13 protein-coding genes and 1 riboswitch are annotated in these 23308 nt (G+C 64.6%); of the genes, 5 read left to right on the top strand and 8 right to left on the bottom strand.

What is annotated here, in order from left to right; translation table 11 throughout:
- Window positions 1-7 precede the first annotated feature (7 nt).
- The gene (locus EBS11_RS22800) at window positions 8-847 is read left to right on the top strand and encodes an HDOD domain-containing protein (RefSeq protein WP_290606741.1); all 840 of its coding nucleotides are present in this window, start codon (window positions 8-10) and stop codon (window positions 845-847) included.
- Between the two features lie 70 nt (window positions 848-917).
- Here EBS11_RS22800 and EBS11_RS22795 read toward each other — a convergent pair whose 3' ends face one another.
- The 4 genes from EBS11_RS22795 to EBS11_RS22780 form a co-directional block, all read right to left on the bottom strand.
- The gene (locus tag EBS11_RS22795; RefSeq protein WP_290606727.1) at window positions 918-2738 is read right to left on the bottom strand and encodes a DUF885 domain-containing protein; all 1821 of its coding nucleotides are present in this window, start codon (window positions 2736-2738) and stop codon (window positions 918-920) included.
- Window positions 2739-2873: 135 nt separating this feature from the next.
- Window positions 2874-3971, bottom strand: coding sequence for a M48 family metallopeptidase (locus EBS11_RS22790; RefSeq protein WP_290606725.1), 1098 nt, complete (start codon window positions 3969-3971; stop codon window positions 2874-2876).
- A complete protein-coding gene (locus tag EBS11_RS22785; RefSeq protein ID WP_290606723.1) occupies window positions 3968-5134 on the bottom strand; it encodes an HPP family protein in 1167 nt (388 codons plus the stop codon). The genes EBS11_RS22790 and EBS11_RS22785 overlap by 4 nt, the downstream gene beginning before the upstream one ends.
- An 81-nt stretch (window positions 5135-5215) precedes the next feature.
- On the bottom strand, window positions 5216-5554 hold the full coding sequence (locus tag EBS11_RS22780) for a hypothetical protein (RefSeq protein WP_290606721.1): 339 nt from the start codon (window positions 5552-5554) through the stop codon (window positions 5216-5218).
- 106 nt (window positions 5555-5660) lie between these two features.
- Here EBS11_RS22780 and EBS11_RS22775 point away from each other — a divergent pair, with 106 nt between their 5' ends.
- Window positions 5661-6170 (top strand): thioredoxin family protein, encoded by a 510-nt coding sequence (locus tag EBS11_RS22775; RefSeq protein WP_290606719.1) that lies wholly within the window; start codon window positions 5661-5663, stop codon window positions 6168-6170.
- Window positions 6171-6188: 18 nt separating this feature from the next.
- On the opposite strand, the gene EBS11_RS22770 is transcribed toward EBS11_RS22775, so the two are convergent.
- Together EBS11_RS22770 and EBS11_RS22765 are read right to left on the bottom strand one after the other, a co-directional pair.
- Window positions 6189-8213 (bottom strand): methyl-accepting chemotaxis protein, encoded by a 2025-nt coding sequence (locus EBS11_RS22770; RefSeq protein WP_290606717.1) that lies wholly within the window; start codon window positions 8211-8213, stop codon window positions 6189-6191.
- Window positions 8214-8390: 177 nt separating this feature from the next.
- On the bottom strand, window positions 8391-8888 hold the full coding sequence (locus tag EBS11_RS22765; RefSeq protein ID WP_290606715.1) for an Lrp/AsnC family transcriptional regulator: 498 nt from the start codon (window positions 8886-8888) through the stop codon (window positions 8391-8393).
- Window positions 8889-9039: 151 nt separating this feature from the next.
- Here EBS11_RS22765 and EBS11_RS22760 point away from each other — a divergent pair, with 151 nt between their 5' ends.
- Both EBS11_RS22760 and EBS11_RS22755 read left to right on the top strand, forming a co-directional pair.
- Complete coding sequence (locus EBS11_RS22760; protein WP_290606713.1) at window positions 9040-11088, top strand: aminotransferase class V-fold PLP-dependent enzyme; 2049 nt, start codon at window positions 9040-9042, stop codon at window positions 11086-11088.
- 344 nt (window positions 11089-11432) lie between these two features.
- Complete coding sequence (locus EBS11_RS22755; protein ID WP_365956004.1) at window positions 11433-20123, top strand: glucoamylase family protein; 8691 nt, start codon at window positions 11433-11435, stop codon at window positions 20121-20123.
- On the opposite strand, the gene EBS11_RS22750 is transcribed toward EBS11_RS22755, so the two are convergent.
- Entirely contained in the window at window positions 20109-20399 is a 291-nt protein-coding gene (locus EBS11_RS22750) for a hypothetical protein (RefSeq protein ID WP_290606711.1), read from the bottom strand. The two genes, EBS11_RS22755 and EBS11_RS22750, sit on opposite strands and share 15 nt — an antisense overlap.
- 59 nt (window positions 20400-20458) lie before the next feature.
- Complete coding sequence (locus tag EBS11_RS22745) at window positions 20459-21034, bottom strand: TMEM165/GDT1 family protein (protein WP_290606709.1); 576 nt, start codon at window positions 21032-21034, stop codon at window positions 20459-20461.
- A gap of 9 nt (window positions 21035-21043) precedes the next feature.
- A riboswitch (yybP-ykoY riboswitch) is annotated at window positions 21044-21225 on the bottom strand.
- A 146-nt stretch (window positions 21226-21371) separates the two neighbouring features.
- Here EBS11_RS22745 and EBS11_RS22740 point away from each other — a divergent pair.
- A partial coding sequence (locus EBS11_RS22740; protein WP_290606707.1) for a M1 family metallopeptidase occupies window positions 21372-23308 on the top strand: 1937 nt, incomplete at its 3' end.

The following is a 23308-nucleotide window of genomic DNA, read 5'->3' as shown; positions in this document are numbered from 1 at the left end:
TCGTATGATGAATAAATTACAGGCGTTTGGTTTGATTGTTTCCCAGGCCGTGCGGGGGGAATTGACGTTTCCCACCAGCGTGAATTCCGCATTGCAATTGCAATTGGCCCTGGCCGAGCCGGATTGCCATATCGACCATGCCATCAAGCTGGTCCTGGCCGAACCGCTGCTGGCAGCGCGGACGGTGGCGTTGGCCAATTCGGCCGTCTACAGCCGCGGCGAAGCGGCGCCCGTCACCAGCGTGCGCGCCGCCGTCATGCGCATGGGCTACCGCAACCTGTATGCGCTGGTGGCGGCCATGGTGGTGCGGCAGTTCGGCAGCAAGATCATCGACCCTGCCCTGCGCCAGAAAGCGACCCAGCTGTGGGAGCACACGGCGCACGTGGCGGCGCTGGCCCACGTGATTGCGCGCCGCGTCACCCATGTCGATCCCGATACGGCGCTATTCGCCGGCATCGTGCATGAGGTGGGCGGCTTTTACCTGCTGTCGCGGGCCGACGAGTTTCCCGGTTTGCTCGATGACGATACGGATCACTGGATGGAATCGGCGGAAGAAATCATTTCCCGCGAAGTCATGAAGAAGCTGCTGATCCCGCTGGCCGTCAGCGACGCCATCGAAGGCTTGCGCGATGGACTGCTGTCGATCCCGCCCGACTCGCTGCTCGATACCTTATTGTTGGCCAAGCAACTGTCCCCCGTGCCCTCACCGCTGCAGGCCACCTTCGTGGAAATGCTCACACCCTCCGACTCCGTCATCGATTTCATTATCGATAACGAAACCCTGCAAAGCATCCTGGCCGAATCGGCCGAGGAAGTGCGCTCGATGAGCGCCGCGCTGCTGGTGTAGCTGCCGGCCGCAGGCGAAAAAAAACGGCAGCCCCTCAAGGTGCTGCCGTTTTGCCGTCAGGCGTTGCGTCTTACTTCTGCTGCGCGATCCATCGGTCGACCTTGGTTTCCAGCAGTTTCAGGGGCAGGGTACCGTCGCTGAGTACCACTTCGTGGAACTTCGGCAGGCTGAACTTGTCGCCCAAGGCTTTTTGCGCCCGCTGGCGCAGTTCCACGATCTTCAGCGCGCCGATCTTGTAGCCCAGCGCCTGGCCAGGCCAGGCCATGTAGCGCTCCGTTTCGCTTTTTGCCACGGCGTCGTAGCCGAGGGTGTCGCGCATGTATTTGATCGTCTGTTCGCGCGTCCAGCCCTTGGAATGCAGGCCGGTGTCGACCACCAGGCGCACGGCGCGCAGCATCTCGTCGTTCAAGTGGCCGAAATACTGGGCCGGATCGTCGAACAGGCCCATTTCCTTGCCCAGCGTTTCCGCATACAGGGCCCAGCCTTCCGTGAAGGCATTGTTGCCGCCGAAGCGGCGGAAGTTCGGCAAGTCCATCTCCTGCACCAGCGCCAGGTGGAAATGGTGGCCCGGCTTGCCTTCGTGCAGGAACAGGGTGGTCATGCCCGTGTCGCCATATTGCTTCGGATCCGTGACGACGGACCAGAACACGCCGGGACGCGATCCGTCGGCGGCCGGGGCCGTGTAGTGGTCGGCGGCCGTGTCGCGGCTCAGTTCAGGTTCCAGACGCAAGTCCAGCGGTGCTTTCGGCACGAGGGTGAACAGGGCCGGCAACTTGCTGTCGAGCAGCACGTTCAGCTTGCGATACACGTCCAGCACTTCCTGTTCCGTCTTGAACGGGCGGTATTTCGCCTGCTCCGAGACCCACACGGGCAAGCCGGCGGCCGGGCCGTTGTAGCCCATCTTCGGTCCGACGATGGCGTATTGCTCCTGGATGCGCGCCACTTCGCGCAAGCCGATGGCGTGGATCTGCTCCGGCTGCATGTCCGTCGTGGTGCTGCTGGCCACGCGCGCCTGGTACCAGGCGGCACCATCGGGCAGGGCGCTCCAGCCGCTGCTGCTGCGGCCCGCCGGCAGGTACTCCTGCTCCATGAAGGTGGCCAGGCGCTGCAGGGCCGGCATCAGCTTGGCCTGGATGATGACGGTGTACGTTTGCGTCAGGCGGGCCTTGTCCGCATCCGAAAAGCCGGCTGGCAAGTTCTTGATGGGAGTGTAGTAGACACTCTCCTGCGGCGTCGCACTGACGAGTTTCTTGAATTGCGGCAATGCCGATTCCGTCAGCGCCTTCGGCAGTACGATGCCTTTTTGCATGCCGACCTTCATGTTGGCGATGGCCTGGTCTATCCAGCCCGGCAACTGGCCGATACGGCTCAGGTAAGCGTCATATTCCTTGACCGTGGTCAGCGGCTGCGATGCCTCGCCGCCCGCATAATTGGCCAGGGTGACGGGCATGCTGTCCATCTGGTTCAGGGGCAGCAGGTATTCGGGGAAGCGCTCGAAGCTCAGCGCCGTGGCCAGTTCATAGTCGAGAATGTCGTAATTGATCTGATCCTGCTGGGCCAATTGCGCGCGCGGGATGGCGCGCAGCGTTTTCTGGTACTGGCGGTACAGGGCAAATTGCTTCGCGCGCGCGGCGGGGACGATGGTCGAGCCGAGCTGGTCGTCAAAACGGTTGTCGCCGCTCTCCGTGGCACTGATCGGATCGAAGCGGGCCGATGCATCGTAATACTGGTCGGCCAGCACTTGCAACTGCTGCTTGGCCTTGGGGGCACTGACCGCGGGCGCGACGGCTGCCTTGGCAGCGGGCTGGACCGCTTGCGCCATGGGCGCATGGGCAAGTAACAGGGAAACGGCCAGGGTGCCGAGGGTGCCGGCGGCAAAACGATGCTTCATGCGCGATATCCTTTGTAAGGAGGAGAATGAACGGAGGCGTAGCGGGTCGGGATGGCCGGTCGCGAAGGAGCAGCCGGGGCGTAAGCATACGCCATTGCCCAGCGCGTTTGGATAAATTGTGCGAGAGGAATGTTGCTATTTTGCCGTAGGCGGCAGGGCCGCCTTCATCGCCTGCCAGTGCTTGCTGACCAACGGGACGCAGGCGGGGCAGGGCGTGGCGGCGATCCGCGCGCGAATCTGCTGGGCGCGTGCTGCCGTTTGCGGGTGCGACGAGATCCAGCCCGGCATGCTGGTCTTGTCCTCGTCACCGAGTTTCTGGAAGAAAGTCAGCATGCCGTCGGGACGGATGCGCGCGCGCTGCAAGGCGAGCAAACCCAGCCGGTCCGCTTCTTCCTCCATGTCGCGGCTGAAATACAGGGTGCCCGCCTGGTGCGCCAGCATGGCGGCCACGGCACTGATGTCGCCGATGGTCACGCCCACCAGCGCGCCCCAGCCCAGGCTGCTGATCATTTGCCGTAGCGAATGACGCTGTTCCACGTGCTGGACTTCATGCGCCAGGACGCCGGCCAGTTCTCCCGGGTCGGCCGCCTGGCGCAGCAAGCCCGTATGCACGACGATGATGCCACCGGGCATGGCAAAGGCGTTGACGCTGTCATCGTTCTTGACCAGCCAGCGGTAGGCGTAGCGCGAACGGGCCGTCAGCTTCTGGCCGATGTCCTGCACCGTCTGCTGTGCCGCGCCGCTGTCGCTGAGGCCGCCCTGCGCGCGTACTTGCGACAGGGCCAGTTCGCCCAGCTGCTGTTCCGTCGACAGGGGAATCAGGTGCGCCAGCGCGCCGACGGCGTTGCCGCCCTGCCACCACAGCAGGGCGGCGGCCGCGACGGCCGCGCCCGTCAAGCCGCTCAGCCAGGTCGACACTTGCCGCCGGTTGCGCCGGCGTTCGTTCCACAGGCGTTGCAGTTGCGGCTGCAGCGCCGGCGGCGCTTCGCGCAGGACGATGGCGATGGCGTCCATCCCCAGCGGCTTGAGCGATGCTTGCCGGCCTTGCCCGTCAAGCCAGTTCAGGAACAGTTCGGGGCCGTCAACGCCGCCCACGCTGATGACCAGCTGCGCCACATCGACGGAGAAACGGGGTGCATCGATGAGCAGCTGGGCGCCGAAGAAATGTGCGCTGACGGGCGTGCCGGACGGTCCGCCAGCGGCGCCGGACAGCAGCGCCGGGAACGGTGTCATGCGGCCGCCTCGGCAAAGCGGCTTTCATATAAGGCCGCCATCAGGTCGGACTGGCTGATGATGCCGGCCAGCCGTTCGTCATCGTCAAGGATGGGAATATGGTGGTAGCCGGCGTCGGCCATCAGGGGCACCAGGTCGATGATGGGCGTACCCAGGCGTGCCGTGTGCGGCGATGGCGTCATCAGCTGGCCTACCACTTCCGGCTTGTCGCTATGGGAGAGGCCGCTGCGCTGCAGCAGGCTGCGCAGGCGCTGGCGCATGCCCTGGTAATCGTCGAGGCCGCCATGGCGCAAAAAATCCGTCTGCGTGATGATGCCGATGACCCTGTTTGCCCGGTTGACGACGGGCAGGGCACCCACGTCGTGCTCGCGCATGGTGCGCCAGGCAATATCCAATGGCGTGCCGAATTCCACGCTGAGCACGTCTTTCGACATGATGTCGGCGCAGGTGACGACGCCGAAGCGGCGCTGGTAGGCGCGCATTTCCGTTTGCAGGAAGATGGCTTGCAGATCATCGCGGCTGATGTCGAGCACTTCGCCGTGCTGGCGCAGCACGGCATCGAGGTCGTCCGGCGAAAAGCCCAGGCGCGTGCTGGGAGTCGCGTCCCTGGTGGCGTGCGGATGCGGCGTGGCCAGTTGCTGGGTATGCGGGTAGCGGCGTCCCGTCAGGTTGTTGTACAGCACGGCGCAGGCGACCAGCACGGCCGAATTGAACAGCACGGTGATGAAGACGAACTCGAAGCCGGCCGCATGCACGCTGGCGCCGCCCACGACGGTGGTGAGCGCGACGGCCCCGCCTGGCGGATGCAGGCAGCGCAGGGCAAACATGGCGCCGATGGCCAGGCAGGCGGCCAGCGCCGCCACGCCCACGCTGGGTCCCAGCCATTTGACGCAGGCCATGCCTACCAGGCCGGAGACGACATTGCCGCCCACCACGGACCACGGTTGCGCCAGCGGGCTGGCCGGCAGGCAGAACAGCAGCACGGCGGAGGCGCCCATAGGGGCGATCAGGTAGACGCTGGCACTGTCGGGAGCCAGCAGGAAATGGCAGATGAGGCCAGTGAGCAGCAAGCCGCAGATGGCGCCCGCGCAGGCGCGCAATTGTTCGCGGCGGCTGCCGTTGTTCGGTTGTGGCAGCCAGCGTGCCAGGAAAGAAGTCGTCATGGTGGGGAGGGCGCGTTCCAGACGCGTTGCTCAGTTAAGCCCGCCATTATCCCATGCGTGCCGTTTCGCTGCCGGATGGCACTAGTCTTCGGCGCGGATTGCCAGCAAGCCATGCTGCTCCAGCAACTTCTTGAGGGCTTCGGCGGCGGCGCTGCCGGGCCTGTTGCCGACGCAGACAGGGGTGTCATTGAGCACCCGCGCCGTATCCTTGCCCGTGGCGTGCGCCAACAGGGCGGCGAGGTGGCGATCGGAAAAGTGTTCGTACAGCAAGGCCAGCACGGGGAAATACGCCATGAGAGGGATACCGTCCGGGAGGGCGCTGCGCAGCATGCGCGCGGCATCCCACAGGGGCTGGGGCAGGGTGCCTTGGGTGCTCGATGCATGCTCCAGGCTTGGCTTATGCGTTTTTCGTATAAGCACAGTGCAATTAAATTGTAGATATTTCCGACAAGCAGGCATATTCTAAATGGTCATGCCCGCTGGCATCTGTCCAGCCGGCCTCACGCTGATTTCACAGGAGCTCCGCATGCGCGTTTCCATCCTTTCCACCGTTCTCGCCAGTGTGCTGCTGGCCGGCACCGCCGTTGCCGCCGCCCCAACACCGAGCAACCCTGTCGCCACGCCGCACTTGCCGTACAACGCGGCGGCCGATGCCAAGGCCGACGTGGCCCATGCGCTGGCGGAGGCCAAGGCCGCCCACGTGCCCGTGCTGCTGATCTTTGGCGCCAACTGGTGCGAGGATTGCCGCGCGCTCGACAAGGCCTTGAAAGAGGGGAAAAACGCAGAATTGATGCAGCAGCAATTCAAGGTCGTCAAGGTCGACGTGGGCAACTTTGACCATAACCTGGACGTGGCGCACGCCTATGGCAATCCCTTGAAGAAGGGCATTCCGGCTGCCGTGCTGGTGTCCAGCGACAACAACCAGGTACTGTACGCCACCAAGGGCGGCGAACTGGCTAATGCCCGCCGCATGAGCGAGAGCGGCATTTATGATTTCTTCAAGCAAGCGGCCAGCGTCAAGGCGCCGGCCATTTAGTTCGCTTAAACAGTTCGCTTAAAACTCTTCCCACTCCTCGCCCGCCGCTGCCTTGCGGCTGAACGCAGGGGCGGGTCTGGCCGGTGCTACGGGCTGGGCGGTGAGCCTGGCCGCGGGCCGCGCCGGTTTGCCGGTGGAGGCTGGCATGACCTGCGGTGCGCTTACGTGGCCCGACTCATCCAGTTTGAAGACGCTGACCACCTGTGCCAGCCGGCCGGCCTGATCCTGCAGGGACTGGGCGGCGGCCGCCGCTTCTTCCACCAGCGCCGCATTTTGCTGGGTCGCATCATCCATCTGCGTGACCGTGGCATTGACTTGCGCGATGCCCTGGCTTTGCTCCTGGCTGGCCGAAGCGATTTCACCCATCAGGTCGGCGACCCGCTGCACGGAGACGACGATGTCCTGCATGGTGGCGCCGGCGGAATCGACCAGCCTGCTGCCCGCTTCCACCTTGTTGCCGGAGTCGACGATCAGGTCCTTGATTTCCTTCGCCGCCGCCGCCGAACGTTGTGCCAGGTTGCGCACTTCCGTGGCCACCACGGCAAAGCCGCGGCCCTGCTCGCCCGCACGGGCCGCTTCCACCGCCGCGTTCAGCGCCAAAATATTGGTCTGGAAGGCAATGCCATCGATCACGCCGATAATGTCGGCGATCTTGCGCGAACTTTCCGTAATTGCGCCCATCGTCTGCACCACCTGGCCTACCACTTCGCCGCCCTTGACGGCGTGGCTCGAGGCCGATACCACCAACTGGTTGGCCTGGCGCGCGTTATCCGCATTCTGTTTCACGGTCGATGTCAGCTCTTCCATCGCGGCAGCCGTTTCTTCCAGGCTCGATGCCTGGGCTTCCGTGCGTGCCGACAGGTCCAGGTTGCCCGAGGCGATCTGGCTCGATGCACTCGCAATGGCGCCGGTACTGTCGCGAACTTCGCGTATCGTCACGTTCAGCGACGCGACGAAGCGGTTGAAGGCGGCGGCCAGCGCACCGACTTCGTCTTCCGACTCGACGGGCATGCGGCGGCTCAGGTCGCCGTTGCCGCTGGCGATCTCGCCGAGCATGTCGGCCGCCCGCGCGACGGGCGCGGCGATGGCGCGGCTGATGACGTAAATGACGCACAGGGCGATGCCGCCGCCAACGAGGCCGGCGAACAATGCGGCGATCAGGGCCGAGCGCGTGACATTGCCCAGCACTTCCGTCTCCGGCACTTCCGCCATCACATACAGATTCAGTTCCGGCACGAAGGAGGCGGCGATGAACTGGCGACCCGCTGGCGCGTCGTAGATGGCAGAAGCGTATTTGTTGCCGGTGAGCAGGTTCTTGCTCAGGGCCTCGCCAATGCCGGGCATTTCCTTGAGCTGATGCTTGCCATCGGCCAGGGCCGTGTCGCGGTGCACCAGCACGACGCCGTTGGCGCGTACGAGGTAGACATGGCCCGTGTGGCCGATCTTGTAGCTGCGGATGGTGTCGGCCAGTGCATTGATGGACAGGCCCAGGCCGGCGGCGATCTGCCTGCCGCCCGCCGTCTGGCCGCGCGCATTCAGATACAGCATCAGGTCGCTGGAGTTTTCTGCCTTGTCGATGTCGAGCGTGTACGCCTTGTCGCCGGCCAGCAAGCGATAAAACCATTGGTCAGCGGCCTGGTTCTTGTCCAGGGTGCGCAGCAAGCCATCGGCGGTGAAATACTTGCCCGTGCTGGCGGAAGCCCAGTTGATCGAGGCCGCCTTGTTCTTGTCCTTGACGACGGTGGCGTAGCGCTGGAAGGTGGCGATGCCGCTGTCGGGCAGGCCCGCGTCTTCCCAGTCTTGCAGGTAGACGTCGTTGGCCATGGTCTGCACCACGGACAGGGGCTGGCTGATCTGGCGCAGCACGTCGTTGCGGATCTCGCCCACCTGGGCCGGCAATTCCTGGCCGACGACGCGCTCGCGCACGTAATCGCTGCTCATGCGCACGCTGAGGAACGAGGAAATCGCCATGAAGAGCAGCAGGCACAGGCCCATGCTGAACAGCAATTTTTTCTGGATGGAGAGGCGGCGGAGCAGTGACATGGAGAACCTTGGACTAAGGTCTGCGCGGCGGGCAGACAAGGCGCCAGTATACCGGCAGCGCTTCCTGCCATGCCCTTGCGTCGCTGCCTTTCGTTAATTTATGTTGCAATGCAGCAACGTAAAAAACGGGCAAGCATGTGAATTTTTCATGCATGAACGGCGATGCCTGAAAATGCGTCAGATAGGCAAGCCGTGGGCGATCAATTCCAGCGGCAATTCCGTGCTGCACTTGATTTGTTCCATGGAAAAGGCGGATGACACGCCCGTCAGCTGCACGGCCTTGATGAGTTTTTTATAAAAGGTGTCGTAGCCCTTGATGTCGGTGGTGACGACTTTCAGCAGGTAATCGATGTCGCCGCTCATGCGGTGAAATTCCTGGACTTCGGGCAGGACGATGACGGCGGCGGCAAAGCGGCGCAGCCATTTCTCGTCGTGCTGCCCGGTGCGCACGCTGACGAACACGGTCACGGGCAAGCCCACCTTCTGCCGGTTGACGATGGCCACGCGGCTCTCGATATAGCCCTCTTCCTCCAGCCGCTTGACCCGCTTCCAGCAGGGCGTACTGGACAAGCCGATTTTTTCGCTCAGGGCGGCGATCGACAAGGTGCCGTCCTGCTGCAGGGCGGCCAGGATGGCGCAATCGAACTTGTCGAGGGTCACGGTAGGTGAATTCATTTTGTGATTATCAATTGGGTAGCATGAATATGCTGCATATTACCTGTTTTGCAGTGTCTTTTGGCATATCTTTACGGGTGCCCGCCGGTAGACTGTCCATACGTTCCAGCCGTTATCGCTGCCCCTTTTATAGAATCTCCAGACTGCCATCATGAAAGAAATCTACCTCGACAGCAATGCCACCACCTGCGTGCTGCCCGCCGCCGTTGCCGCCGCCCGGCAGGCGATGGAGCAGGGCTTCGGCAACCCCAGCAGCACCCATGCGACGGGCTTGCAGGCCAAGGCCATGATGGATGGCGTGCGCCAGCGGGCGCGCCGCCTGCTGGGAGCGGGCGAGGGACGGCTGATGTTCAACAGCGGCGCCACCGAAGGCATCCAGACGGCCGTCTTGTCGGCCCTGTGTGCGCTGCGCGAACGGCGCGATGCGGGTCAGCGCATCGGCAGCCTGCTGCTGTACGGCGCGACCGAACACAAGGCCGTGCCGGAAAGCCTGGCGCACTGGAACCGTTTGCTGGGCCTGAACCTGGAAGTGCGCAAGCTGCCCGTCGATGCGCAGGGGCGCCATGACTTGCAGGCGCTCGCTGCGCTGATCGGCGACGCCGCCATGCTGTGCACGATGGCGGCGAACAATGAAACGGGCGTCGTCAGCGATTTGTCCGCCATCGCGCAACTGCTGCAGGAACGGGGCGCGGACGCCTACTGGATGGTCGACTGCGTGCAGGCGCTGGGCAAGCTGAAACTCAACCTGGCCGCCACGCGCATCGACTACGCGCCGTTTTCCGGCCACAAGCTGTATGCCCCGAAAGGTATCGGCATGCTGTACGTGCGCGCGGGCGCGCCATTCACGCCCTTGATGATGGGCGGCGGCCAGGAAGCGGGGCTGCGCTCGGGGACGGAAAACATGGCGGGCATCGCGGCCCTGGGCGCCGTGCTGGCCGCGCTGGAAGACGGGACGACCTTTCGCAGCCACGCCGAGCTGAGCGTTTTCCGTGAGCGCCTGATGGCCAGCCTGGAACAGGCGTTCCCCGGCATCGTCTTCAACATGCCGGGCGACTTGTCGCTGCCGACGACGCTCAATTTTTCCGTGCCGGGCCTGTCCTCGAAAGAGCTGCTGGACCTGTTCGACGCGGCGCGCGTGCGCGTCAGCTCGGGCAGCGCCTGCTCCGCCGCCAAGGCCCTGCCCAGCTATGTGCTCGAAGCCATGCACGTGCCGCAGTGGCGCGCCAGTTCCGCCATCCGCCTGTCGTTCGGCCCTCTGATCGACGCGGCGACCATCGCCGCCGCCTGCGCGCGCATCGAGCGCTGCGGCGAAGCGTTGCGCAGCAGTTGTCTGCTGCCGTCGGCGCTGGCGCCGTCGCCGCAGGACGGCGCGCAGGACGGCATAATTCAGCTGAGCGTCGATGGCCAGAACACCTGGTTGCTCGCCGATGCCGCCAGCGCCAGTTGCGTCGTCATCGATCCCGCCGCCGCACTGGTGCCGCGCCTGGCCGCTTTCATCCGTTGCCAGCAGCTGGCCTTGCGCGCCATCGTGCACACGGCGCCGCCTGTGGATCACGGCGTGGCGCGCCTGGCGCTGCTGCAGGAGCTGGATATGGAACAAGTGGGCCACCTTGACATCGACGGCGAGCTGGCCCTGGGCCAGCAGCGCCTGCGCCGGATCGAGTGCGGCGACAGCCAGGACACGCATGTGTACCTGCTGGAGCAGCGCTTTGCCTTCATCGGTGCCCTGACGCCGCAGGCTGTCGCATCCTTGCGGCTTGCCGGACTCGTGACGGCGGACACGGTGCTGTGCGCGTCGGGCGACGACAGCAGCATCTGCAGCACCGTGCGCGCGTTGCAGGGGGACGTGCTTGCCGGCGCCGAACTGCAGCTGGACGCGGCCGGCCTGCCGGCCTTCCTGCACCAGCATCCGGAGGCCATCCTCGTCGACGTGCGCGAGGCGTATGAACACGCGGCTTGCACGGGACAGGTGTTCGAGGGCTGCGAAGTGCGCAGCGTGCCGCTGAGCCGCCTGGCAGGGCAGGTCGACGCATGGCTGGGGCAGCCACAGCGCCCGCTGGTCTTTTTCTGCCGCAGCGGCAACCGCAGCGCGCGCGCCGCTGCCTGCCTGCGCCGTCTGGGCCATGCCGCCGCCTGGCAGCTCAACGGCGGCATGGCGATGGCGGAAGCCACGCACCATCCGCTGGCCATCGCGGCCTGAGGCAGTCTGAAGTTGTCCTTTTGAAATCTGGCACCGCGTCCTGATGCGCGCGGTGCCGTCCTTTGCCTGTCGCTGTTCATTTCCTGTCGGCATTTTTCTTCCGTTCAGCGTGCTGATTTCTTTGCTTGCACGCCCCTAAAACGCCCGGTATGTACGCTAGCGCACGGTCTTGCGCGCAGTGCGCCCCTACGATGAAGTTCAGAAAATCTCCCTCTACCCTGAGATTCGTCGCAACGCTCCGGCGCTTCGCTTTCCGTCTTCGCCAGTGTCCGATCTTGTTTCTCCTGACTGGGCCCGCGTGACAGTGGCCGCCGGCTGCCTGCGTGCACCTAGCGAGGCCCAAGTTGAAAGAGTACACAGCAGTCGTCACGCAACAGATCAAGGAACAGCTTTCCAGAGTCAGGGAAATCTTCCGCGACACCACCCTGGCACAGGATACCTTCGACGCCGCGCGCGACGATGCCTTGCCCCTGCGTTCGGAATTATTCAGTGCCATGCAGATGGCTGCCCATGGCAAGCACGTGGCCGCCGGCCATGTGGTGGGACGGCATCATGGCCGCGACCGCCTGCTGGCGCGCCTGGCCGACAATGCGGCCCTGATCACGGCCACCGTCAATGAACTGACGGCCACCGTCAAGAGCGGGCGCCAGGTGACGCCCGCATCGGAATGGCTGCTGGATAATTTCTACCTGATCGAAGAGCAGATCCGCACCACGCGGCGCCACCTGCCGAAGAACTACAGCAAGGAGCTGCCGCGCCTGACGTCGGGTCCCGATGCGGGCTGCCCCCGCGTGTATAAAATTGCGCTGGAAATCATCTCGCATGGCGATGGCCGCGTCGACCTGGAAAACCTGTGCCACTTCGTCGAAGCCTACCAGGACGTCGCCACCCTCACCTTGGGCGAACTGTGGGCCGTGCCCATCATGCTGCGCCTGGCGCTGATCGAAAACCTGCGCCGCGTGGCCGTGCGCGTGGCCGACGACCGCATGCAGCGCGACCTGGCCAACACCTGGGCCGACCAGATGACGGAGATCGCCGAGCGCAATCCCAGCGGCCTGATCCTGCTGGTGGCCGACATGGCGCGCTCGAATCCGCCCATCACCAGCGCCTTCGTGGCGGAACTGTCGCGCCGCCTGCAGGGGCAGAGCCCGTCGCTCACCCTGGCCCTGTCGTGGCTGACGCACAAGCTGGCCGAATCGGGCCTCACCATCGAACAGCAGATCCAGTCCGAGATCGGGCAGCAGGCGGCCGACCAGGTATCGATCGCCAACAGCATCGGCAGCCTGCGCTTTCTCGGCACCATGGATTGGCAGGAATTCGTCGAGACCATGAGCGTGGTCGAACAGACCCTGCGCCTCGATCCGGCCGGCACGTATGGACTGATGGATTTCGCCACGCGCGACAGCTACCGTCACGCCATCGAACGCATCGCCAAGCGCAGCGCGCGCAGCGAAGTGGAGGTGGCCGAGATGGTGGTGCAGCTGGCGCACACGCACGGCAATGGCAATGACGTACGCCGCGGCCACATCGGCTTTTACCTGGTAGGACGGGGCGTACTGGTGCTGGAAAAGCAGGCCGGTGCGAAGCTGCCCTTCGTCGAGGCGCTGCAGCAGACGGCACGCGCCGCGCCGCTGGCCGTCTACCTGGGCGCGATCTCGTTCCTCACCCTGGCCACGAGCGCGCTGCTGCTCGAGCGCGCCGTGCGCCATGGCGTGCAGGGCTGGCCCTTGGTGGCGCTGGGCGTGCTGGCGCTGCTGGGCAGCAGCCAGCTGGCGGTGGCCGTGGTGAACTGGCTGGCGACCCTGATGACGTCGCCGCATCCGTTGCCGCGCATGGATTACCAGGCCGGCATTCCGTCGGATGCGCGCGGCATCGTGGTCGTGCCGACCCTGATCTACAGCCGGGACAACGTGGCGGCCCTGTGCGAAGCGCTGGAAGTGCGCTACCTGGCCAACCGCGATCCGAACCTGCGTTTCTGCCTGCTGACGGACTTTGTCGATGCGGACGCGCAAACCCTGCCCGGCGATGATGCCTTGCTGCGCCAGGCGCAGGAAACCATCCGCGGCCTGAATGACAAGTACCGCGTGGAGGGTGCCGAGTTCAAGGAAAACGGCGAGCCGGCCGATCGCGCAGAGTTGGGCCATGTGGTACCGTTCCTGCTGCTGCACCGTCCGCGCCTGTGGAATTCGCAGCAGAATGCGTGGATGGGGCAGGAGCGCAAGCGCGGCAAGTTGTCCGACCTGAACGCTTTCCTGCGCGGTGGCGCGCGCGACAAATTCTCGCTGGTGGAAGGCGAGTTGCGCGGCCTGCGCACCATCAAGTACGTGATCACGCTCGACACCGATACCCTGCTGCCGCGCGACGCGGCGCGCGAATTCATCGCCACCATGATGCACCCGCTGAACCGCCCCGTGCTGGACGCGGCCGGCACGCGCGTGGTGGCCGGCTACGGCATCCTGCAGCCGCGCGTGGCCGTCGCGCTGCCCAGCGCGAACGCTTCGCGCTACGAGCTGCTGTGCGGCGGCGAACCGGGCATCGACCCGTACACGCGCACCGTCTCGGACCTGTACCAGGATGTGTTTTATGAAGGCTCCTTCATCGGCAAGGGCATCTATGACCTCGACATGTTCGAGCGCGTGCTGGGCCAGCGCCTGCCCGACAATAAAATCCTCAGCCACGACCTGCTGGAAGGCTGCTACCTGCGCGCCGGCCTGCTCAGCGACTCGGAGCTGTACGAGGAATATCCGGCCCGCTACGACGCCGACGTGAGCCGCCGCCAGCGCTGGATACGCGGCGACTGGCAGCTGATCGGCTGGCTGCTGGGCAGGGTGCCGGGCCGCGCCGGCAAGCGCGAACGCAATCCCCTGTCGATGCTGTCGCGCTGGAAGCTGTTCGACAATCTGCGCCGCAGCGTCGTGGCGCCGGCCACCACCTTGTCCCTGCTGCTGGTATGGGTTTTTTTGCCGCACGTGGCCTTCTGGAGCGCGGCCGTGCTGGCCATCATCTTCCTGCCGCCCGTGTTCTCGGCCTTGTATGACCTGCTGCGCAAACCGCGCGACACCCTGTGGCGCCAGCATCTGGCCGCTTTTGAGCGGCGCTGCGGTGTGCAGTTCTCGCATGCCATGCTGACGCTCGTCTTCCTGCCGTACGAGGCCTGGATCAGCCTGGACGCCATCGCGCGCACCCTGTGGCGCCTGGGCGTGTCGCACAAGCACCTGCTCGATTGGCGCGCTTCGAATCTGCATACGTCGTCCGGCTCGCAGGCGGACAGCTGGCGCGCCATGTGGTGTTCGCCCGCGCTGGCGCTGGCCACCTTTGGCGCCTTGCTGGTCTGGCGCCCCGATGCCTTGCCAGCCGCCGCCGTTGTGCTGCTGCTGTGGTTGGCCGCACCCGCCATTGCCTGGTGGATCAGCCGCCCGATCGAACGGGCCGTGGCGCGCCTGTCGGCCGAGCAGGGACGCTTCCTGCATGGCGTGGCGCGCAAGACCTGGGCCTACTTCGACACCTTCGTCGGTCCCGACGACCACTGGCTGCCGCCCGATAACATGCAGGAGCATCCTGCTCTGGTGGTAGCGCACCGCACCTCGCCGACGAATATCGGCCTGGCCCTGCTGGCCAACCTGACGGCCTACGATTTCGGCTATGTCACCATGGGCCAGCTGATCGAACGCAGCCGCGCCACCTTGCACACCATGGGCGAACTGGAACGCTTCCAGGGACACTTCTATAACTGGTACGACACGCAGACGCTCAAGGCGCTGCAGCCGATGTACATTTCGACGGTCGACAGCGGCAACCTGGCCGGCCATCTGCTGACCTTGCAGCCCGGGCTGGTGGAACTGTATGACGCGCCCATCGTCGGCGCGCAGACCGTGCAGGGCATCCGGACGACGGCGCAGGTGCTGCAGGAGTTCATCGCCGCCGAAGGCGAGGGCAAGGCCATGCGCGACAACCTGGCCTTGCTGCAGGCGCCGGTGGCGCCGGCCAGCCTGGGCGAATGGCACGCCTACCTGGGCGCGGCGAATGGCGCGGCCGACGCGCTGCTGTCGCTGACCTTGCAGAGCGAGGATGGCGAGCTGGCCATGTGGACAGGCGCACTGGCGCGCCAGTGCCGTGCAGCGCTGGCGGAACTGCTGCAGCTGGCGCCATGGGCTGCGCAGGCGGGCGTTGACGCGGCATGGATGCGCATGCCGACGCTGCGTGAGCTGGCGAATCTGGAGACGCCGGAAGGCACGTCGCCCGAATTGGCCGCGCTGCTGGCACAAGGCCGCGAACAGGCGGGGCGCTACATGCGCGACATCGCCCACGCTGCGGGCCAGGCGCGCGATTTTGCACAGATCGAATATGCTTTCCTGTACAACCCGTCGACCAAGCTGCTGGCCATCGGCTACAACGTCAGCGAACGGCGCCTCGACCCCAGCTACTACGACTTGCTGGCGTCCGAAGTGCGCCTGGCCAGCTTCATCGCCATCGCCCAGGGCCAGCTGCCGCAGGAGCACTGGTTTGCCCTCGGTCGCCAGCTGTGCATGGTGGCGGGTCAGCCCGTGCTGCTGTCGTGGAGCGGCTCGATGTTCGAGTACCTGATGCCGCTGCTGGTGATGCCGAACTATCCGAATACCCTGCTCGACCAGACGTATCACTCCGTCATCGAGGCGCAGATCGATTATGGCCGCCAGCGCGACGTGCCGTGGGGGATTTCCGAGTCCGGCTACAACACGGTCGATGCGAGCCTGAATTACCAGTACCGGGCCTTCGGCGTGCCGGGACTGGGCTTGAAACGGGGTCTGGCAGACGACCTGGTGGTGGCGCCATACGCCAGCATGATGGGCCTGATGGTGCAGCCGGAAGCGTCGTGCCAGAACCTGCAGCGCATGCAGGCGGCCGGCTACATGGGACGCTACGGCTTTTTCGAAGCGATTGACTTCACCACGGCGCGCCTGCCGCGCGGCCAGACCAGCGCCGTCATCCGTTCCTTCATGGTGCATCACCAGGGCATGGGCTTTCTCGCCCTCAGCTACCTGCTGCACGACCGCCCCATGCAGCGTCGTTTTGAATCCGATCCGCTGCTGCAATCGGCCTTGCTGGTGCTGCAGGAACGTACGCCGCAAGCGGGTGCGTTTTATTCGAACACGGCCGAACTGGCCGTACTGCGCAGCGGCGCGCCGGAGCAGGCCATGCCGATGCGCATCCTCACGCAGGCCAACAGCGCCGTGCCCGAAACGCAGCTGCTGTCGAATGGCCGCTACCACGTCATGGTGAGCAATGCGGGGGGCAGCTACAGCCGCTGGAAGGATCTGTCCGTGACGCGCTGGCGCGAGGACAGCACGCGCGATAACTGGGGCAATTTCTGCTACCTGCGCGACCTCGACGACGGTGAAGTCTGGTCCACCATGTACCAGCCGACCCTGGCCGAGCCAAAGAAATACGAAGTGATCTTTTCCGAGGGCAGGGCGGAGTTCCGCCGCGCCGACCATGGCCTCGATCTGTACACGGAAATCGTCGTCTCACCCGAGGATGACATCGAAATCCGCCGTACGCGCATCAGCAATAATTCGAACCGCCAGCGGCGCATCGAGATCACCAGCTTTGCCGAAGTGGTAATGGCACCGGCGGCGGCCGACGCAGCCCACCCGGCCTTCAGCAAACTGTTCGTCCAGACGGAAATCCTGGCCCAGGAAAATGCGATTCTGTGCACGCGCCGTCCCCGCTCCAAGGACGAGCAGATGCCGTGGCTGCTGCACGTGATGACGGTGCATGACGCGGAGCGCTACGAGGTCTCGTTCGAGACGGACCGCGCGCGCTTCATCGGCCGTGGCAACACGGCGCAGCTGCCGCAGGCGCTGCAGGAAGGCGGCCCGCTGGGCGGCGGCCACGGTTCTGTGCTCGATCCCATCGTGGCCATCCGTTATGTCATCACCCTGGCACCCGACCAGGCGGTCACGGTCGACAGCGTCACCGGCATGGTGGAGCAGCGCGAGGCGGCACTGCACCTGATCGACAAATACCAGGACCGCCACCTGGCCGACCGCGTGTTCGAACTTGCCTGGACACACAGCCAGGTGGTGCTGCGCCAGCTCAACGCCAGCGAGGCCGATGCACAGCTGTATGCGCGCCTGGCCAATGCGGTGATCTATCCGAATGCCTCGCTGCGCGCCGAAGCCAGTGTCCTGATCAAGAACCAGCGGGGCCAGTCCGGCCTGTGGGCATACGCCATCTCGGGCGACTTGCCCATCGTGCTGCTGCAGATACGCGATGTCGCCAACATCGAGCTGGCGCGCCAGATGGTGCAGGCGCACGCCTACTGGCGTCTGAAGGGGCTGGTGGTGGACCTGGTGATCTGGTACGAAGAGCAGTCGGGCTACCGCCAGCTGCTGCATGACCAGATCATGGGCCTGATTGCCTCGGGCATCGATGCGCAGGCGATCGACCGCCCGGGGGGCATTTTCGTGCGCCTGGCCGAGCAGATTGCCAATGAAGACCGCATCTTGCTGCAATCGGTGGCGCGCGCCATCATCAGCGATTTGCGCGGCACCCTGGCCGAACAGGTCAAGCGTCCGCCCAGCCCCGTACTTCGCATGCCGCCGCTGCTGCAGGACCCCACGCGCGTGCATGGCGGCGTGCCGCACCGCGCGCCGGCGCGTGAGCTGATCCTGAAAAATGGCCTGGGCGGTTTCACGCCCGATGGCCGCGAATATGTGATCACCACCGGCGAAGATACGCAAACACCGGCGCCGTGGTCGAACGTGCTGGCCAATGCGCAATTCGGCACGGTGGTGTCCGAAGGCGGCCAGGCATATACCTGGAGCGAGAATGCGCATGAATTCCGCCTCACGCCATGGCAGAACGACCCCGTGTCGGACCTGTCCGGCGAAGCGTTCTACGTGCGCGACGAACAGAGTGGCCATTTCTGGTCTCCCACCTCGTTGCCGGCACGCGGCAGCGGCGATTACGTGACGCGCCACGGCTTCGGCTACAGCGTGTTCGAGCATAGCGAAGGGGGCATCGCCACCGAATTGTGCACCTATGTGGCGCTGGATGCGGCCGTCAAGTATTCGGTGGTCAAGGTGCGCAACGACAGCGGCGTGCCGCGCCGCCTGTCCGTCACGGGTTACGTGGAATGGGTGCTGGCCGACCTGCGCGCCAAGTCCGGCATGCACGTGGCCACCGAGGTCGACACGATCAGCGGCGCCCTGTTTGCGCGCAATAACTACAACACGGAGTTTTCCGGCCGGGTCGGCTTTTTCAATACGGATGCCAGCATCCGTTCCATCACCTGCGACCGCAATGAATTCATCGGCCGCAATGGCAGTCTGGCGCAGCCGGCGGCCCTGCGCCGCGTGCGCCTGTCGGGCAAGGCGGGCACGGGGCTTGACCCATGCGCGGCGATCCAGGTGCCGTTCGAGCTGCAGCCGGGACAGGAGCGCGAAATCGTCTTCATCCTTGGCGTGGGCGGGCGCCGCAATGCCGACGCCAGCACCATGGTGCAGCGCCATGCGGGCAAGGAAACGGCGCGCGCCACGCTGGAAAAGGTGCGCGCGCACTGGGAGGGTACCTTGGGCGCCGTGCGCATCGAGACGCCAGACCCGTCGCTGGACGTGATCGCCAATGGCTGGCTGATGTACCAGACCATCGCCTGCCGCCTGTGGGCGCGCAGCGGCTATTATCAGTCGGGCGGCGCCTACGGTTTCCGCGACCAGTTGCAGGATGCGATGGCCATGATCCACACGGCACCGCAGCTGCTGCGCGGCCATTTGCTGCTGTGCGCGGCGCACCAGTTTGTCGAGGGCGACGTACAGCACTGGTGGCATCCGCCGTCGGACCGGGGCGTGCGTACGCATTGCTCGGATGATTACCTGTGGCTGCCTCTGGCCGTCTGCCGCTACGTGATCGCCACGGGCGACGTCAATGTGCTGTCGGAGGTGGCGCCCTTCATCGAGGGACGCGCCGTCAAGCCGGAAGAAGATTCCTACTATGACCTGCCCGTGCGTTCGGGTGAGTCGGCCGACCTGTACGAACACTGCGTGCGCGCCATCCGCCATGGCCTGCGCCTGGGCGTGCACGGCTTGCCGCTGATGGGTTCCTGCGACTGGAACGACGGCATGGACAAGGTCGGAGAACACGGCAAGGGCGAAAGCGTCTGGCTGGCCTTCTTCCTGTATGAAGTGCTGCAGCGCTTTGCCGAAGTGGCTGTGCTGCGCGGCGATGCAGTCTTCGCCCAGTTCTGCCGCGACGAAGCCGAGAAACTGGCGGCCAATGTCGAGGAACATGCGTGGGATGGCGAGTGGTACCGGCGCGCGTATTTCGACGACGGTACGCCGCTAGGTTCGCACACGAACGAGGAATGCCAGATCGATTCGATTTCGCAAAGCTGGGGCGTGCTGTCGGGCGCCGCCAACAAGGAGCGCGTCGCGGGCGCCATGCGCCAGGTCGATGCCCGTCTGGTGCGGCGGGATTCGGGCGTGATCCAGCTGCTCGATCCGCCATTCGACAAATCCAGCCTGAATCCCGGCTATATCCGTGGTTACGTGCCTGGCGTGCGCGAGAATGGCGGCCAGTACACGCATGCGGCGATCTGGACGGCGATGGCGTTTGCGCGCCTGGGCGAGAGTGACAAGGCGTGGGAGCTGCTGCGCATGATCAACCCCGTGCGCCACGCGGGCGATGCGCAGGCGGTGGCGCGCTACAAGGTCGAGCCTTACGTGGTGACGGCCGACGTGTATGCCGTGGCGCCCCACGTGGGACGCGGTGGCTGGAGCTGGTACACGGGCTCGTCGGGCTGGCTGTACCGCCTGATCGTCGAATCCCTGCTCGGCTTGACGCGCGAAGCGAACATGCTGCGCGTGGTGCCGAACATGCCGGCCGAATGGAACACCTTCAAGCTGCATTACCGTTTCGGTGGCAGCAGCTATGCCATCACGGTGGAGAAGGCGCAGGGGCGGCCGGTGGGGCTGTCGCTCGATGGCGTGGCGCAGGCTGGAGACAGCATTGCCCTGCGCGACGAAGGCCGCGAGTATGCGGTGCTACTGCTGCTGTAGCGTTGTCGTGGAGTCTTGCCACGTTTCGTGTTCGGGCCGGCGCCGGCCGGCCAGCAGGATCAGGCCTGCACCGAACAGCAGCAGGTCACGCGTGCGGACTTCAGGGCCGGGCTGCCGCGCGGCAGGCACTGCCTGGCGGTTCGCGGGGGCCGCCGTGGCGGCGTGGGGATGGCTGGCGCAAGCGGCCAGGCACAGCGCCGCCATTTTTCCATTGAACTGCATACATTCCTTAAAAAAAGCGCGCTGACCAGCCGGCGTCAGCGCGCCAATATCCATGTCGACGGTATTGTAAATATCGACATGAACATTGTAAATAAGAAATTTTTAAAGCGGCATCAGAAGCCCAGGGCCGCGCCCGCACCCAGCAGTGTGGCCACGCCCAGCACGGCAAATACCAGTGCCGCGATGCCATGCACCAGGCGCAGCGACACGCGGTTGGCGATCTTGTCGCCCAGGTACACGGCCGGCACGTTGGCCAGCATCATGCCGAAGGTGGTGCCCAGCACGACCGAATAAATGTCATGGTAGCGCGCCGCCAGGGCCACCGTGGCCACCTGCGTCTTGTCGCCCATTTCCGCCATGAAGAAGGCGATCAGGGTGGTCAGGAAGACGCCATACTTGGCCAGCTTGGTGTCCTCTTCATCGAGCTTGTCGGGGATCAGGGTCCAGGCGGCCATGGCCAGGAAGGAGACGCCCAGCACCCAGCGCAGCACGTCGGGCCCCAGCATGCTGGTGATCCAGGCGCCGACGGCGGCGGCAAACGCGTGGTTGGCGACGGTGGCGACGAAAATCGCCAGCACGATGGGCAAGGGCTTGCGGAATTTGGCGGCCAGCAAAAAGGCCAGGAGTTGGGTTTTGTCGCCGATTTCAGCGAGACCGACGATGCCGGTGGAGATGAGGAATGCTTCCATGAGAGTGCGAGAGGTACGTGGGCCGGACGAATTAACCAATGATCCACGGGCGACTCCGGCCCATGCGGCCGCCCTGGATCAATGGTCTCGTCAAGTTCTGCAACCACCTGCACCATGGCCTGCGGGCCAATTATGTTGATACAGGTTCCCGCGGCAGGACCGCAGGACGACTACTCCCCAATGTTCGAGGCGCATCATACGCCAATGCCTGTTTTCGCGCCAGTGGCACCGGCCGGCTGCCTGCCCTGGTGTGTGGGGTGCCGACAACAATGATCAGCCTGCAAACAGACTCGACTTAGAATGCAGTTCTGTCCACGACTCCCAGATGGAATACGCCATGCCGGTCTTCGTCCGCTTGCTTGCCTTGTGTTGTCTGTTGCTTGCCACCTTGCCCGGCCTGTGCGCCGGCGTGCCGTTCGACGACAAGTTCCGCCAGCTCGATGAGCTGCTGCCCACGCCGACAGCCTACCGCACGGCGTCCGGCGCGCCGGGCCACGCCTACTGGCAGCAGCGCGCCGATTACGTCATCCGCGCCACGCTCGACGAAGACCGTCGCGCAATCACGGCCAGCGAACAGATCACGTATCACAATCATTCGCCCGACAGCCTGGCGTATCTGTGGCTGCAACTGGACCAGAATGGCATCCACAAGGATGCGGACCAGCGCCGCGTATTGAGCGCGCCGTCGCGCCAGGCCTGGCTCAGTGGCAGCGAGGATGAGGCATTGAAATTCGAGGACTGGCGCGCCATCCAGGAAGGCCGCACCTTTGATGGCGGCTTCAATCTCGCCAGCGTCAGGTCGGCTGGCGGCAAGCCGCTGCATTACGTGATCAACCAGACCATGCTGCGCATCGATTTGCCGGTGGCGCTGGCGCCGGGCCAGAGCATCAGTTTTCATATCGGCTGGTCCTATAAAATCAACGACCAGAAGGTGCTGGTCGAACGCTCCGGCTACGAGTATTTTGCAGACGACAAGAACACCATATTCCAGATTGCGCAGTGGTTCCCCCGCATGGCGGCCTACTACGATGCCGTCGGCTGGCAGAACAAGCAGTACCTGGGTACGGGCGAATTCGCCCTGGAGTTTGGCGACTATGAACTGTACCTGACGGTGCCGGCTGATCACGTGGTGGCCGCCACGGGTGAGCTGCAGAATCCTGCCGCCGTCCTGAGCGCGGCGCAGCGCGAGCGCCTTGCGAAAGCCAGGAGCAGTGCCGCGCCAGTGCTGGTGATTACGCCGGAAGAGGCGCTGGCGGCGGAAAAGGGCAAGGCGGCAGGAACGAAAACCTGGCACTACAAGGCGGCCAATGTGCGCGACGTGGCATGGGCGTCGAGCCGCAAGTTCATCTGGGATGCGCAGGGACTCGACAGCGGCGGCAAGCGCGTGCTGGCCATGTCGTATTATCCGAACGAGGGTAACCCGCTGTGGCAGCAGTACAGCACGCGGGCCGTGGCGCACGCCATCGAACAATACAACAAGTACAGTTTCGACTATCCGTATCCGGTGGCGATTTCCGTCAACGGCGCCGTGGCCGGCATGGAGTATCCGATGATTTCTTTTAACGGCGGGCGTCCCGTAAAGGATAAAAAGACGGGCGCGCTGACGTATTCGAAAGCCACCAAATATGACCTGATCGGCGTGATCATTCACGAGGTGGGGCACAATTATTTTCCCATGATCGTCAACTCGGACGAGCGCCAGTGGGCATGGATGGACGAGGGGCTCAACTCCTTCCTGCAATACCTTGCCGAGCAGGCGTGGGAAGAGCATTTCCCGTCCTGGAATGGCGAGCCGCGCAAGATCGTCGACTACATGCGCAGCCAGAACCAGGTCCCCATCATGACCAATCCGGAGTCGGTGCTGCTGTTGTCGCCGAATGCCTACGACAAGCCGGCCACGGCGCTCAACATCCTGCGCGAGACCATCCTCGGCCGGGAACTGTTCGACTTCGCCTTCAGGCAGTATGCGCAGCGCTGGAAATTCAAGCGGCCTACGCCAGCCGATTTTTTCCGCACCATGGAAGATGCTTCCGGCACGGATCTGGACTGGTTCTGGCGCGGCTGGTTCTATACCACCGACGCGGTCGACATCAGCATCGACGGCATCAGCGAGTACGGCGTGAGCACGAAGGATCCGGAGATTGAAAAGGCGTGGAAGAAGGCGCAAAAGGCGGCCCAGCCCATCTCGATTTCGGACCAGCGCAACAAGGCGCTGCCGAAGAAGGTCGACCTGGACCCCGCGCTGAAGGATTTCTACAACCAGCACGACGATTT

Origin of the sequence: Janthinobacterium sp. (assembly GCF_009923995.1) — a bacterium.
Classification (GTDB): Bacteria; Pseudomonadota; Gammaproteobacteria; order Burkholderiales; family Burkholderiaceae_D; genus Janthinobacterium.
Note: the sequence above shows the minus strand (reverse complement) of the source record. Positions and strands in the feature narration are given on the sequence as shown.

What these genes read in the sequence shown, in the direction of transcription:
- EBS11_RS22775 (WP_290606719.1), top strand. Translation starts at nt 5,661, where the DNA reads ATGCGCGTTTCCATCCTTTCCACCGTTCTCGCCAGTGTGCTGCTGGCC.
- EBS11_RS22765 (WP_290606715.1), bottom strand. Translation starts at nt 8,888, where the DNA reads ATGAATTCACCTACCGTGACCCTCGACAAGTTCGATTGCGCCATCCTG.
- EBS11_RS22770 (WP_290606717.1), bottom strand. Translation starts at nt 8,213, where the DNA reads ATGTCACTGCTCCGCCGCCTCTCCATCCAGAAAAAATTGCTGTTCAGC.
- EBS11_RS22745 (WP_290606709.1), bottom strand. Translation starts at nt 21,034, where the DNA reads ATGGAAGCATTCCTCATCTCCACCGGCATCGTCGGTCTCGCTGAAATC.
- EBS11_RS22800 (WP_290606741.1), top strand. Translation starts at nt 8, where the DNA reads ATGAATAAATTACAGGCGTTTGGTTTGATTGTTTCCCAGGCCGTGCGG.
- EBS11_RS22795 (WP_290606727.1), bottom strand. Translation starts at nt 2,738, where the DNA reads ATGAAGCATCGTTTTGCCGCCGGCACCCTCGGCACCCTGGCCGTTTCC.
- EBS11_RS22790 (WP_290606725.1), bottom strand. Translation starts at nt 3,971, where the DNA reads ATGACACCGTTCCCGGCGCTGCTGTCCGGCGCCGCTGGCGGACCGTCC.
- EBS11_RS22750 (WP_290606711.1), bottom strand. Translation starts at nt 20,399, where the DNA reads ATGGATATTGGCGCGCTGACGCCGGCTGGTCAGCGCGCTTTTTTTAAG.
- EBS11_RS22760 (WP_290606713.1), top strand. Translation starts at nt 9,040, where the DNA reads ATGAAAGAAATCTACCTCGACAGCAATGCCACCACCTGCGTGCTGCCC.
- EBS11_RS22785 (WP_290606723.1), bottom strand. Translation starts at nt 5,134, where the DNA reads ATGACGACTTCTTTCCTGGCACGCTGGCTGCCACAACCGAACAACGGC.